The sequence below is a fragment of the Leifsonia sp. Y862 genome, assembly GCF_057669585.1.
In genome coordinates, this window is record NZ_JBYHFR010000001.1 from 343,251 (window position 1) to 356,436 (window position 13,186).

Genomic DNA, 13,186 nt, shown 5'->3' on the forward strand with positions numbered 1-13,186 from the left:
CGGTGGGTGAGCAGCCTGGGCAGGTTAGATGCTGACGCTCGTCTTGCTGGCGAAGGACAGCAGGGCCGCGTTCACCTCGTCGGCGTGGGTCCACAGCAGGCCGTGAGGTGCGCCTTCGACCTCGACATACTCGGCCTCTGGCAGGGCGTTGTGGAATCGACGGGCCGTTGCATCGATGGGCAGGATGTTGTCGGCCGTGCCGTGCAGGATGAGTGCCGGCTTCCCGCTTGCGCGGACAGCCTCGACATCGTCACGGAAGTCCTCAATCCACGCCGGTACGACGGCGTACGCGGCGACAGGTGCGCTCGCGGCAGCGGTGTTCCAGCTCGCTGTCACGGCCTCCTCGCTGATGCGCGAGCCGAGTGTGTCGTCGAGGTTGTAGAAGTCGGAGAAGAAGTTCGTAAACCATGCGAAGCGGTCGCCCTTGGCCTGCGCGGCAATGCCGTCGAAAACCTCCTGCGGAACACCATCGGGGTTGTCATCACGTGCCACAAGGAAGGGTTCGAGCGAAGCGAGGAACGCGAGCTTCGCCACGCGCTCGTGGCCATAGTTGGATACGTACCGCGCGAGCTCGCCGGTTCCCATGGAGAACCCAACGAGGATCACGTCGCGCAGGTCAAGCGTCTCGAGAACCGTGTTCAGGTCGGCAGCGAATGTGTTGTAGTCATAGCCGGCGGCGGTCTTGCTTGACTGGCCGAAACCGCGGCGGTCGTATGTGATGACGCGGTAGCCGGCGGCGAGCAGTTCACGTGTCTGGCGTTCCCAGCTGCGTCCGTCGAGCGGGTAGCCGTGGATCAGCACGACGGGCTGCCCCTCGCCCTGGTCTTCGTAGTAGAGCTCGATCGATGTGCTGTTCTCGTTGCCAACAGTGATGAATCCCATGATTCTGTCCTTTCGAAGCCCCAGTGAGAACGGTCGTTCTCGCTGGTGATATCTACAATCTAGAGAACGTTCGTTCTCATGTCAAGTACACTCGAGGAATGACGAAAGATGACGCTCGCGAACGCGTAATCGCCGCAGCAGAGAGCCTGTACTACAGCAAGGGATACGCAGCCGTTGGCATGGACGAATTGCGCACAGCTGCTGGCGTGTCACTTCGACGCCTGTACTCGCTGTTCCCCTCGAAAGACGACATCGTCGTGGCCGTGCTGCGCCACAAGCATGACGAATGGGAATCAGGACTCACGGAGCGCGTTGCCGCAGCGGGCGAGAGCCCTCGGAGTCGGCTGCTCGCCGTCTACGACTTCCTTCAGGACTGGTTCTGCACGGGCGACTTTCGGGGGTGCGCGTTCATCAATGCGTTCGGAGAGCTTGGCGGAACACATCCTGAAGTCGCAACGCTCGTGCGTGAGCACAAGAAATCGTTCCAACGCTTCATGACCGGCATGGTGAGCGAACTCGGCGCATCCGAGACGCTTGGTGCGCAGCTGTCGATCCTCGCCGAGGGTGCACAGACCACGGCCGCGATCTCGTCGGATCCCAGCGTCGCCATGCAAGCGCGGGCCGCGGCCGAGGTTCTCATCGATGCTGGGCTCCGCCTGCCCTCAATGCCGGATCCGATTGAGCACTAGCCCAAACGGGGTCACACTTGCCCAAACGGGGTCACACTTGAACCATGAGCATGGAACAGGTTCTCGACGAAATCAGGTCTTTCGACGGTGTGCTGGAGCTGGCTCCTGGCGAAGGAAGCGAGTTTCCGCAGATCGCGTGGGGCGACCATTTCTTCTATTACGCCCCAGATGGCACGATCCCAGAGAACACCCAGCCGTACGCGACGATCGTGACGAAAGACTATCCAGACGACACCCTGTCCAACCTTGATTCTGCTGACCGGTGGCGGCTGAACATCCATGTCGGTTCTGCGGAATTCACGCACCTCATCGGCGAAAGTCCACGTGACTTTGCCTCCAGGGACTTTGCATCCCGTGACTTCAGCGGGGTCGATGAAATCATGCCGCATCCGGTCTATGGGGCACTCGGCTGGGTAGCCATTGTGAACCCAGGCAACCACACCATGTCGACGGCTTTGACGCTCCTTCGTGAGGCCCACGACGACGAACGGCGACGCGCAGAGCGCCGGGCAAGCGAGCGTTGAACACGCGTGATCCTCACCACCCGCGCTCGTGGCGTGGCGATCGCAGACGCATATTTCCCGTAGCCACAACCCGACCGGGGCAAGTTTGCCAGGGCTTCAATCGATCGCCGGTGGTAAAATTGGCACAGCGGTTGGGAGATGAGTTCAGCCATGATCGCTCGGCGTTTTCTTGCTTGTGCGGCCTTGTTCAGTGTGGTCGGCCTTCTGGCCGGATGCTCGACGGGGAATGGCGTGAGCCCAGCCACCTCGTCAACAGCGACGAGTTCGCAGGCACCCACCCAAGCACCGTCACAATCACCCACGCAGGCACCCACCCAGGTACCCACCGAAACGCCCTCGCAGGCGCCTGGCCAAACGCCTCCCCAGTCGCCCACCCAGTCGCCCACAGGGGATGCGACCCCACTCATCACGTTCGACAGCCCGGGCGATGGAGCAACCGTCTCGGTGCCATTTCTCGTTGCGGGCACAGCCAACACCTTCGAGGCGGCGCTGACCGTCGATGCGCTGGATGCCGGCGGCGACCAGCTCTGTGTGCGCGACATTCAGGCCACATCCGGCACGGGAACTCCCGGTACGTGGAAGGGGTCGCTTGCCTTTCCTCCACCGGATGCCGCGGAGCCCGTGACGCTGCGCGCCTACGCCCACAGCCCGAAGGATGGAAGCATGACCGACCTCGTCGAACGGTCGATCACGGTGTCGGCGGAGCGTCCGGATATCTTTCTGACCACGCCAGCGTGCGGTGACGTCGTTGCCCCCGGCCAACCCCTCGCGGTCACAGGTCGGGCGGCCCTCTTCGAAGCCGCGCTCACGCTCGAGTTGCGCGACGCATCGGGCACGGCAGTGCTCACACAAAACATCGTGGCCGATGCCTGCTGTGTGGAGTCCAATTTCAGTGCCATGCTCGTCGTTCCAGCCGGTCTTGCAGCCGGGATGTATGACCTCGTGGCGTTCAATACCAGCGCGGTGGATGGCAGCATTCAGAACGAATTCGCGGTGCAGATTCAGGTGCAGTCATAGTTCCGACTAGGCTCACGTGAACGAAGCCGTTGGGGGTAGACCGGATGTTCGACCGCGTACTGAAGCACAAGCGCTTGCCCGTCACTGTCACCGTCGCTGCCGCAACCTGTGTGTTGCTGCTGTCGGCATGTGCGAGTCAACCGGCGGAATCGCCGACAGTGGCGCCGAGCCCAACTCAGACCAGTTCCGGTGATCCGACCGCCGCCGCGATCGATCAGACGCCGGCGCCGACCGACGTCGACCTGAACGACCCGCGTTCGTGGATCATCGACTTCGACAGCATCGGCCCCCTTGAGCTCAATGGCGAGATCAGCGCGACGGAGCAGTCAATGGCTGCATTCACCCGCACCGTTTACGACGGATGCCCGTCGGTTGTGTCCTTCGACAAGTCAGGGTTCCCGAGTGTTGTCATTCCCGACAGATTGGGAACAGGCCTCGTTGAGCAGATCGTTTTGCAGGGAGGCGCGACGTCTGCAGAGGTCAGCTCCGATTCGCCGCGAACGCAGAGCGGCATTGGAATCGGCGCCACACTCGACGAGCTCACAGCCGCGTATCCCGACATCACGTTTCAGGATGACCACAGCACCCCGCACTACGCATTGCCGGATGGCAGCGGGCACTGGATCAACTTCTCAATTTATGAGGGCCTGGTCAACAACATTGTCGTGCGCGACAGCCCCGTTGTGTCCAAGGAGTACTGCAGTTAGCCTCGCGACGATCGCGTGATGGAGCGCTCGATCAGCTCAGCATCCGCCGCATCAGGATTCGCGGAATGCCTCCTGAAACGGATGTCGTGTCGGCGGCTTTCGTGAAGCCCGCCTTTTCGAACATGCCGCGGGTGCCCACGAACGCCATCGTCTGGTCGACCCGCTGCCCTGCATTGTCGACCGGGTAGCTTTCGACCGCTGGGGCGCCGGAGGCCCGTGCGTAGTCGATGGCTCCGTCGATGAGCGCGTGTGTGACGCCCCGTTTGCGAAAGCCAGGGCGCACGCGGATGCACCAGATCGACCAGACCGGCAGATCATCGATATGTGGGATCTTCCGTGAGTTCTCGATGGGGTGCAGTTCGGAGCGTGGGGCCACGCCCGCCCAGCCAACGACGTCCCCGTCGAGATAGGCGAGCACGCCCGGCGCGAGTGGACGCGAACACAACTCCCGCACGGTGTCGGCACGATCGCTACCCATAAGCGCCCGGTTCTCCTTCGAACTCAGCCGCCACGAGAGGCACCAGCACACCGACGACTCCGGGTTCTTCGGACCGAACATCGTCGTCATGTCGTCGAAGTCGTGTGCGGGCTTAATCGTGATCGTCATCGCGAGTGCTCCTTACCCATCTGCTGTTGGCTGCGTGTTGAAAAGACGCGCCCAGAGCTGATTCAGGGTAGTCAGCTCCGTTCTGCCGTCGTCGGAGGCGGCGACGAATCGGACGATGTTGGGCGGAGTCGCGTTCTGGTACGAGAGGTAGCGCGCCACGTCGCCGCTCGTCGCAATGCCGACAAGCTTGTGGCCGAGAGCAATTCCCGGAGCGGTTGCGTTGTACGCAAAGTTCGCAGCATCACCCGGATGACGTGTGATGGCCGACTGAATGACTTCCGTTGGAATGTCGCGGTGGAGGTCTGCGGTCATCGTTCGTACATCGTCATTGGGGTCATCGAGGAGCTGCTCGATCTGCGCGAGCGTCAGGTCCCCGCGCAGCGCGGCCTGGGCGCGAATCTGCCAGACATCGCTGGCAAGCATTGCGTCGATATCTGGATCGTTCACGGAGCATCCGTTCTAGTGCCATCCGGTGTCGGCAGGCCGACAGGCCGACGCGGCCGACCGCCGGTGCTAACCTCGCCGAGTACGTCGACGATACGCCCCGGAGGACCATGAACGCTTCAGCGACAGACACCCGCGCCGAACATCCGCTCGAACGGACTCTCGGGAACGCACCGATCACCGCTGTTCGGTGGTCGGCCGCGATTGTTGACGCCGACACGGGGGAGACGCTGTGGGCGCACGCCCCGACGGTGACGCTGAAGACCGCGAGCGTCGGCAAACTGTTCTTGCTGGTAGAGATCGCGCGGCAGGCCGCGCTCGGTGAGCTTGATCTTGACGAGCCCGTCACCCGCACGGCGTCGGAAATGGTGGCTGACTCCGGGATCTGGCACGTGCTGTCTGCAGACACGCTGAGCATCAGGGATGCCTGTGCCCTCATTGGAGCGGTGAGCGACAACCTCGCCACCAACGTCCTCCTTCGGCGCATCGGACTTGACCGGGTCAGGGAGACCTCTGAGTCCCTCGGCTTCGTCGGTTCTGCGCTGCTCGACCGCATACGAGATGAACGCCTGCCTGAACACCCGCCGACCCTGTCGGAAGGCAACGCCGGAGAGCTCGTACAGCTGATGGCACGCCTGCACGCCGGCGACATTGTCTCGTCAGTGGTCTCCCGGCGAGTACTCGACTGGCTCGCTCTCAACACCGACCTCTCGATGGTGGCCGCTGCATTTGCGCTTGACCCGCTGGCGCACGCCGAGGTCGACCGTGGCATCCGTCTGTGGAACAAGACCGGCACCATCAGCACGGCGAGAATCGACGTCGGGGTGGCAGCTGGGGCGACCGGTCGCACGCTCGCGTGGGCTGTGCTCGCGAACTGGGGCGACGCTGAAGCAGGCGACGATCCCCGCGATGCCGTTCTGGAGCGGATGGCCGCGATCGGAACCTGGGTGCGAACGGAACTGGAACGCGGCTGACCCCGTTCGTATGCTGCGCGCGTCGTGATCACAAGCGATCCACGCCACAGCTAGCCTGAGTCCATGCTCACTCGAATGCGCAATCTCGAGATCGGGGTCGTCGCCGCCTGCCTCCTGGCGCTGTCCGGATGCTCCGCGGTGCCTGACAACGGTGCCACACCGACGCCTACTCACAGCTCAACGCCACCCGCTGCGACCGAGCAGACCCCGACGCCGAGTGCGGAGCCGGCGGTTTCCGCATCGATCGTGATCTCGGCGACGTCGATCCAGATATTGGACGACTCCGGCGCTGTGTTGAGCGAAAACAGCTACTTCGACCCCACTGCAGGTGTCGTGGCCGTTCTGTCGGATGCATTCGGTAGCGAGCCGATCGTTGAGCGGTATGAGGGTCACGGCGACAACTGGTGGGGAACGACATACGAATGGGAGGGGTTCATGCTCAAGGATCTCGACCTGACGATACAAGCCCCGTACTACCCAGAGTTTCAAGTTTTTGTTGAGGGCAAGACCGTCGGGGATGTGAGCCTGGCTGCTGTTGGTGGCATCGAGATTGGCGACTCATTCGCTGAAGCGACGGCGGTGGATCCTGACCACGCGCTCCCGTCGGCCAACTTCCTCCAGGTCGATTGGACCGAGCTTCCGCCGTTCTCCGATGCCAGCACACCAGCCATTTCTGTCGGGATCGTTGACGATGACGCCGACGGTGCCGTGAATCGAATCATCGCTCCGAGTTCCAACTGGGGTGCGTGAAAGTGCACATTCGCTGAGGGTCTTTACATACCTTGCGGCGCAAGATAACTTGTGACGCATGGATACTTCCGCTGCCGCGCAACTCCGTCGGGGCGTCGTCGGCCCGTGCATTCTGGCACTGCTGAGTGCCGGCCCGCGATATGGCCTCGAAATCGTGCGCGAACTGGATGCTGCTGGCCAGCTGCTCTCCAGCCAGGGCACTCTGTACCCGCTGCTGAACAGGCTTTTTGAGGCTGGGCTTGTGGACAGCCACTGGGAAGTAAGTGACGCCGAACGTCGTCGTCGCTACTACGAGATCACGGCAGCAGGCACCGCTGAGCTGGCGACCTTCCGCGACGAGTGGGCACAGTTCTCCGGTGCTGTCGACGCACTTCTCGATGGCACATATGAACGGGCCGCGGTTCATGAGTGACATCCGTTTGACCCACGTTCAGGAGTATCTGGCCCATTTCGACGCTCTGGCCGGCGTCCTGCCCCTCCCGCGCCGCCGCGCCCTTCGCGCGGAGATTGAGCAGCACCTCCTTGACGCCCTCACGCCGAATTCAAGTGAGGCGGATGCCACCCTCGCGATCCTGGAGTTCGGGTCGCCGGAAGAGATCATCGAGCAGGAACTCGAGGCGCATCAGCCAATAGACGGCACGACGAGGACGCACCGAACTGCGCGCGTGGGTGTCGCGGCGCTTGCCCTCATCGTCATCGGCGCACTCGCGACGGGGATTTTCGCACTCACTGGCAGCCCGAGCCGAGCATCGAACGCTGGGCCGCATTACGGCTCGAGCGTCGTGGCTATACCGAAAGGGCCGGAGCGAACATCGAAAGGACGGGCGTTCGGCGAATACACGCTAACGATCAAAACCCTGCCCGAGCTCCCGGCCGGCGCCGAATGGCCAACGGGTATTCCCGTGGGACTGGACGCGGGGGCCACGAGCGAGGGAGGCCTCATGCAGGCTGGAGGTGGCGCGGTGATCGCCCAATTCACCTGGCTCTGCGCCTGGGAGGGGGAAATGCTCGCGGCGCACCAGGCTGACGACGGGCAGGCTGTCGCTGTCGCCGCAGCCGCAATCGAAGACTGGCTCACCACAGACTTCGCTCTCAATTTGTCACCCGACGGTGGATGGCGTCACAACGTGTTCGCGCCAACCGAATTTGACAATTTCAGTGCGATGAGGCGCGATTACATTGGAATCTGCAATCAAGCGGGGATCTACAACGCAACGTCGTGATCGACTCCACGCCAGACGCAGAAGGGGCGCCCGAGGCGTGAGTCTCGGGCGCCACTTCAATCCGTGCAGGTGCGTGACTAGCTCGACGCCGCCAGCGTGTCCGGCGTGAAGTTCAGCGCCAGGTCGACGAGCAGGCGTGTGCCGAACCCCGTCGCACCCTGGGTGCGCCAGGAGTCGTCGGCATCCGCTTGCATGGTGCCCGCGATGTCGAGGTGCACCCACGGGATGTCGCCCACGAAGTCGTTCAGGAACAATGCGGCCGTCGTCGCCCCCGCATACTTGCCCGCCATGTTCGCGATGTCGGCGATATCTGACTTCAGCTGCGGACGGTAGCGGTGCTCAAGCGGCAGCTGCCAGATCGACTCGTCGGTGTTGCGTGACGCAGCCGTCGCCTGATCAACCAAGGCCTGGTTGTTGCCGAGCACGGCAGCGGTGTGCGTGCCGAGCGCCATCATGGCCGCTCCCGTGAGGGTGGCGATGTCGACGATGGCGTCCGGTGATTCCTCAACGGCCATGACCAGCGCATCCGCCATGACGAGGCGACCCTCGGCATCCGTGTTCTTGACCTCGACGGTGGTGCCGCCACGAATGGTGAGCACATCGCCGAGCTTCATCGCCGAGCCCGACGGCATGTTGTCCGTGCACATCAGGTAGGCGGACACGGCGGTCTCGCACCCCAGCTGCGCGAGGGCCGTCATGCTGCCGAGCACCGCTGCGGCACCGGCCATATCCATCTTCATGGCCAGGTGCATGGGGTCAGAGGGCTTCAGCGAGATTCCGCCGGAGTCGTACATGATGCCCTTGCCCACCAAGAAGAGGTGGGGAGCGGATGCCGCGCCGCTGCCGGCTGGTGTCGGGGTGTACGTCAGCTTGATGATGCGGGGTTCTTCGACAGATCCGGCGTTGACGCCGAGCAGTCCGCCACAGCCCATGTCAATGATCTGGGCTTTGTCGAAGACCTCGACGCCGAAACCGTACTGGTCGCCCAACTGCAGGGAGACATTGCCCAGGTCGGTTGCCGTGAGGTGCCCTGGCGGGGTGTTGGCCAGGTCTCGGGCGAGGTTGGCCGCGCGGGCGAGGATCTCGCCGGCCTCGACGCCCTCGGTGACCGAGGCAACCAGTTCAGGGGCAACCAGGATGTCGAGAGCGGCGAGTGGAACGTGCTTCGACGTCTTCTGCAATTCGACGTAGCGGTACCTGGCGAGCAGAACGCCCTCCGTGATCAGCTGGCCGAGGTCTTCTGCCGGCAACGCGAAGGTATCGCCGAGGGTGATGCCGATCTGCGTGTAGCGGTGCGCGGCGCGAGCGAACGCGGCGGCAACGTCACGCAGGCCGGCCGGCGTCTGCTTGGCCACAGGGCCGGCGCCGACGACGAAGAAAGCCGGCCCTGACGGCTGCGGGAGCAGGAGTGTCTGGCCGGGTTCTGCGTCAAACCCGGCGCGGCTGAGTGCCGCCCGGTCGACGTTCAGGCTCTCTGGCAGGTCGCCATCCTGGCCGACGACGAATCCGAAGGCGTCAAGGGCGTCGGAGAGTTCGCTGACGACCTGGATACCGACCGAAAGGTCCGGCGACTGCGACGGGATTGCGGTGAAGGACGCGGGGATGAGTTTGTAGCTGTTGTCTGTCATGGTGCTACGCAATCGCCTGTGCCTTGAGCAACGCGAACTCGGCGTCGGTAAGGGCACCGGATGTGTGGAGTGCGGCCAGTCGCTCAAGCTTGGCGATCAGCTCTTCCGTGGTCTGCGGCGCTGCAGGCGCTACTGCGACAGGAGCTACAGGAGCTGCTGCGACAAGCGCCACAGGAGCTACTGCGACAGGCTGGGCTACGGCCTGATTCTGGGCCGCGCGTCCGTGTACGGCGTTGGCCGTTGCCGCTGCGGTTCCCGTGATTACCGCGGTGCGCGCCGCGGTCCTCGCGAGGCTGCGGGTTCGTCGTCCGAAAGCCATGTTGTTCTCCTTCTGTGGTGGGTGCTGAGCCTGTGGGCTGAGCCTGAGTTCTGTACGGGTATGAAGTGGCGGGTCGTTCCTAGAACGACCAGAAAATGGGGACGACGAATGTCGCGACGGCCAGGAAGAGCACAACGAGGGGAAGACCGAGCTTCCAGTAGTCGCCGAACGCGTAGCCGCCTGGGCCCATCACCATCGTGTTGGCTGGCGTGGCGACCGGCGTGAGGAATGAGGCGGCCGCGGCGACGGTGACCGCCATCAGCAGCGGGAGGGGCGAGATGCCGGTCTCCGTCGCGATGGCGATGGCGATCGGCGCGACGATGAGCGCGGTGGCCATGTTGCTGATGAGCTGGCCGAGGATCACGGTGACCACCGCGATACCGAACACGAGCAGGTACGGACTGGAGTTGCCCACGAACGAGACCAGGCCGTTGGCGATCAGATCAGCCGTTCCGCTGACCTGGATGGCCGTTGACAGCGGGATCATGCCGCCGACCAGGATGAGGGTGGTCCAGGAGATGGAGCGGTGCGCCTGATTCACGGACAGCACGCGCAACAGCACCATCGCGCACGCGGCCAGGAGGGCCGCGATGGCCGGCGGAACGACGCCGGTCGCCAGCAGGATGACCATGCCGGCCAGCACGCCGATTGCAGATTTTGCCCGCGGGCCCATCGGCACGGCCTGGCGCCGTATGCTCTGCGGAGCGTCGACGACGACCACGTTCGGGTCGATGGTTCGCGCATCGAGCGCCTCCCAGGTGCCACGGAGGAGCATGACGTCACCCTCGGCGAGAACCGTTTCGGTGAGGTCTTCTCCAGAACGCTGGATGGCGATGACCACGAGGTCGCCGCTGTCGGTCACCATGCCGGTGAACACGTTCTCGCCGATGAATGACGAACGTGGCGGCACCACGACCTCTGTGACACCCTTCTCCTTGCTGAGGAGAGTGCCATCATCGAACAGCGAATACTGCTGGGCGAGCGTGTCGGCGTGCGCGCTCAGGTCGCGGGGCGCGACCTTGGCGTTCCGCTTCGGCAACAGGCGTGGGCCGAGGAACACCGTGATCAGGATGGTGCCGATCACCAGGGGAATGCCGACGAGTCCGAAAGCGAAGAACCCAATCGGCCGTCCGGTGGCGTCAGCTGCGAGTTCGGAGATCAGCACGTTCACCGGGGTGCCGGTGAGAACCAGCAACGACCCTGCATGGGCCCCGAAGGCGAGGGGCATCAGCATTTGCGACGGCGGTTGCTTGATGCGGATGGCGAGCACAACGACCATCGGCACGAGCGCGGCCACAGCGCCATTCACGCTGATAAGCGCCGTCACAACGGCCACCAGCATCATGACCAGGGTGACCAGTCGGCGCTTGTTGTCGCCGGCTCCTGCCACCAGCTTCTGGCCGGCCCACGTGGTGACACCCGTGGCATCGAGGCCTTCGCTGACCACGAACAGGGCCGCAATGAAGACGATGACAGGGTCGCCAAAACCGGCAAGGGTCTGTTGGAACGTCAGGATTCCCGTCGCGTACAGCGCGAGCGCAACGCCGATAGCGACAATGCCCACCGGGATCTTGTTCCAGACAAAGGCAGCGATGGCCAGCGCCAGGATGACCAGTGTGACGACGATGGGGTTCATGGGCTACAGAACCTTTTCCGGCTCCGTGTCTTCCCTGTCGGCATCCGCTTCATCGTCGTCTGGCTTGCCAGAGGACAGCTCAACAGGGATGTCGCCCGGACGGTAGTTCGGCATGCGTCCGGCGGGGATGATGGCGAGTAGGGCAACTCCGGCGAGGGCGAGGAGCGAGACGTTCAGTGCTCGCAAGCGCGCGTCTTCGTTGATCGCGACGGCGGCATCCACCTGGGCTGCGGTGGCATCCGTCTGCGACAGCACATCCTTCAGATGGTCATTGGTCACGAAGTTGGCGTTGTCAAGCGGGACCTGTTCGATGAGGGAGGCTGGAATCTCGGGGTGGGCGTCGGCCTCTGTGGCAATGATGGAGCCCAGGAGACTTACCGCGAAGACGCTGGCGACTGCGATTCCGATGCTGCCCGAAATGTTGTGCACGAGACCGCGCCAGGCGCCGACGTCGCCGGCCAGCTTTTTCGGAGCGGCGGAGAGCAGGGTGTTGAACACCAGTGCGACGATGGCGCCCTGACCGAGGCCGAGGATGATCAGTCCGGCAATGACGAAGATCTGCTCCCACTCGTTGCGAATGGTGAACGCCAGAATGACGAGGCCGAAGGCAACAATCACGAAGCCGACGCGCGCAATCTGCCGCGGGGGGAATCGCTTGTACAGGTTGGCCACGACGGAACTCGCCACGAAGATCGAGAGGGTGTACGGGATGACGGCGATTGACGTTTCGAAGCTCGTGCGGCCCTGAACGATCTGGATGTAGAGCGGGATCAGGAAGTTCGCCGCCGTTCCGACGAAGAGCATCGCGGCCATGGCGAACGTCGTGGCCTTCTCTGAGCCTGACTTGAGCACGGCGAGATCGAAGATCTGCGGCTTGCCCTGCGCCTTGCGCTTTCGCAGCCAGACGAAGAAGGCCTGGCCGCCGATGATGCCCAGCACGATGAGAACGGGGGCGGGGGAGAGGCCGAGGATCTCGAACGGCGCGTTCGGTGTTGCGAGTACGACGCCCCACGAGTTGAGTCCGCTGAAGCCGAAGCTGAGCAGGATGATCGAGCCGGCAGCAAGCAAGGCTCCCACCCAGTCGATCACGACGTCGGACTGCGGTGGAACCACCTTGAGCTTGAAGCTCAGCGCGAGGTTCACAATGGCGAGCACGACGATGAGTGCGAAGGAGTAGCGCCAGCCGATCGTTGAGGCGAAGGTGCCTGCAATGAGCAGGGCGAGCACGCCGGCGGCGGGAATAGCGGCGGCGAGGAAGCCGATGGACTTCGCCTGCTGTTCGCCCTTGAAGTTGGCGGCGATGAACACCACGAGCGCAGGGGCGATCAGGGCGATCACCGCTCCGGATGCTGCCTGGGCGATGAAGAGCATCGCGGGGCTGACGCTGAGCGCGACACCGGCCATGGCCAGGCCATGCACGGCAACGGCGATCTGGAAGACCCGACGGGAGCCGAACTTTGCGCCGACCTTCGCGCCGAGCAGGATGAACGCGGCCATGGCGAATGTGCCGGCGGTGATGGCCGTGCCAACGCTGGTCGCCGGGGTGTTGAGGTCGGTGGTGATGCCCTCCATCGAGACCGTCAACGCGTTCACCGCGAAGGATGCCTGGATCTGCGTGAGGACGACGACAATCAAGGGAAGCCAGGATGCGTTGGCCACTTTCGTTGCTGCATCCTTTGAAACGCTCTGTGACATCGTTCTGCTCCCCGGTCGTTGTGCTGCGATTAGGAGTCAGGTTACGGGAGCGGGCCTCAACTTCTGAAACCATTAACGAAGTGTTTTGCAA

15 protein-coding genes are annotated in these 13,186 nt (G+C 63.5%); 8 read left to right on the forward strand and 7 right to left on the reverse strand.

The genetic code is table 11. The annotated features are described in order from the left end of the window. Nucleotides 1–24: 24 nt before the first annotated feature. On the reverse strand, nt 25–882 hold the full coding sequence (locus AC25Z0_RS01590; protein ID WP_488118516.1) for an alpha/beta fold hydrolase: 858 nt from the start codon (nt 880–882) through the stop codon (nt 25–27). A gap of 98 nt (nt 883–980) precedes the next feature. Here AC25Z0_RS01590 and AC25Z0_RS01595 point away from each other — a divergent pair, with 98 nt between their 5' ends. From AC25Z0_RS01595 to AC25Z0_RS01610, 4 genes are all read left to right on the forward strand, one after another. After that, a complete protein-coding gene (locus AC25Z0_RS01595; RefSeq protein ID WP_488118517.1) occupies nt 981–1,571 on the forward strand; it encodes a TetR/AcrR family transcriptional regulator in 591 nt (196 codons plus the stop codon). A gap of 44 nt (nt 1,572–1,615) precedes the next feature. Then, nucleotides 1,616–2,095, forward strand: a complete 480-nt coding sequence (locus AC25Z0_RS01600) for a DUF6194 family protein (RefSeq protein WP_488118518.1) — start codon at nt 1,616–1,618, stop codon at nt 2,093–2,095. Between the two features lie 231 nt (nt 2,096–2,326). Continuing rightward, entirely contained in the window at nt 2,327–3,112 is a 786-nt protein-coding gene (locus tag AC25Z0_RS01605; RefSeq protein WP_488118519.1) for a Gmad2 immunoglobulin-like domain-containing protein, read from the forward strand. Nucleotides 3,113–3,156: 44 nt separating this feature from the next. Continuing rightward, a complete protein-coding gene (locus tag AC25Z0_RS01610; protein WP_488132087.1) occupies nt 3,157–3,819 on the forward strand; it encodes a hypothetical protein in 663 nt (220 codons plus the stop codon). Between the two features lie 31 nt (nt 3,820–3,850). Here the strand turns inward: AC25Z0_RS01610 and AC25Z0_RS01615 are convergent, their stop codons facing one another. Further along, nucleotides 3,851–4,426: a GNAT family N-acetyltransferase gene (locus tag AC25Z0_RS01615; protein ID WP_488132088.1), complete on the reverse strand. Its 576-nt coding sequence runs from the start codon at nt 4,424–4,426 to the stop codon at nt 3,851–3,853. 12 nt (nt 4,427–4,438) lie between these two features. Continuing rightward, a complete protein-coding gene (locus tag AC25Z0_RS01620) occupies nt 4,439–4,873 on the reverse strand; it encodes a hypothetical protein (protein WP_488132089.1) in 435 nt (144 codons plus the stop codon). 107 nt (nt 4,874–4,980) lie between these two features. Between AC25Z0_RS01620 and AC25Z0_RS01625 the strand changes: the two genes are divergently transcribed. The 4 genes from AC25Z0_RS01625 to AC25Z0_RS01640 all read left to right on the forward strand — a co-directional run bounded on the left by AC25Z0_RS01625 (nt 4,981) and on the right by AC25Z0_RS01640 (nt 7,817). Beyond that, a complete protein-coding gene (locus AC25Z0_RS01625; protein ID WP_488132090.1) occupies nt 4,981–5,844 on the forward strand; it encodes a serine hydrolase in 864 nt (287 codons plus the stop codon). 63 nt (nt 5,845–5,907) lie between these two features. Beyond that, nucleotides 5,908–6,594, forward strand: a complete 687-nt coding sequence (locus AC25Z0_RS01630; protein WP_488132091.1) for a hypothetical protein — start codon at nt 5,908–5,910, stop codon at nt 6,592–6,594. 58 nt (nt 6,595–6,652) lie between these two features. After that, the gene (locus tag AC25Z0_RS01635) at nt 6,653–7,006 is read left to right on the forward strand and encodes a PadR family transcriptional regulator (protein ID WP_488132092.1); all 354 of its coding nucleotides are present in this window, start codon (nt 6,653–6,655) and stop codon (nt 7,004–7,006) included. Beyond that, the gene (locus AC25Z0_RS01640; protein WP_488132093.1) at nt 6,999–7,817 is read left to right on the forward strand and encodes a DUF1700 domain-containing protein; all 819 of its coding nucleotides are present in this window, start codon (nt 6,999–7,001) and stop codon (nt 7,815–7,817) included. The genes AC25Z0_RS01635 and AC25Z0_RS01640 overlap by 8 nt, the downstream gene beginning before the upstream one ends. Nucleotides 7,818–7,894: 77 nt before the next feature. Here the strand turns inward: AC25Z0_RS01640 and AC25Z0_RS01645 are convergent, their stop codons facing one another. The 4 genes from AC25Z0_RS01645 to AC25Z0_RS01660 all read right to left on the reverse strand — a co-directional run bounded on the left by AC25Z0_RS01645 (nt 7,895) and on the right by AC25Z0_RS01660 (nt 13,095). After that, the gene (locus tag AC25Z0_RS01645) at nt 7,895–9,445 is read right to left on the reverse strand and encodes a leucyl aminopeptidase (RefSeq protein WP_488132094.1); all 1,551 of its coding nucleotides are present in this window, start codon (nt 9,443–9,445) and stop codon (nt 7,895–7,897) included. A gap of 4 nt (nt 9,446–9,449) precedes the next feature. Beyond that, nucleotides 9,450–9,764, reverse strand: a complete 315-nt coding sequence (locus AC25Z0_RS01650; RefSeq protein WP_488118525.1) for an SHOCT domain-containing protein — start codon at nt 9,762–9,764, stop codon at nt 9,450–9,452. Nucleotides 9,765–9,843: 79 nt separating this feature from the next. Continuing rightward, the gene (locus tag AC25Z0_RS01655) at nt 9,844–11,400 is read right to left on the reverse strand and encodes an SLC13 family permease (protein WP_488132095.1); all 1,557 of its coding nucleotides are present in this window, start codon (nt 11,398–11,400) and stop codon (nt 9,844–9,846) included. A 3-nt stretch (nt 11,401–11,403) separates the two neighbouring features. Next, entirely contained in the window at nt 11,404–13,095 is a 1,692-nt protein-coding gene (locus AC25Z0_RS01660; protein WP_488132096.1) for an MFS transporter, read from the reverse strand. Between the last annotated feature and the right edge of the window lie 91 nt (nt 13,096–13,186).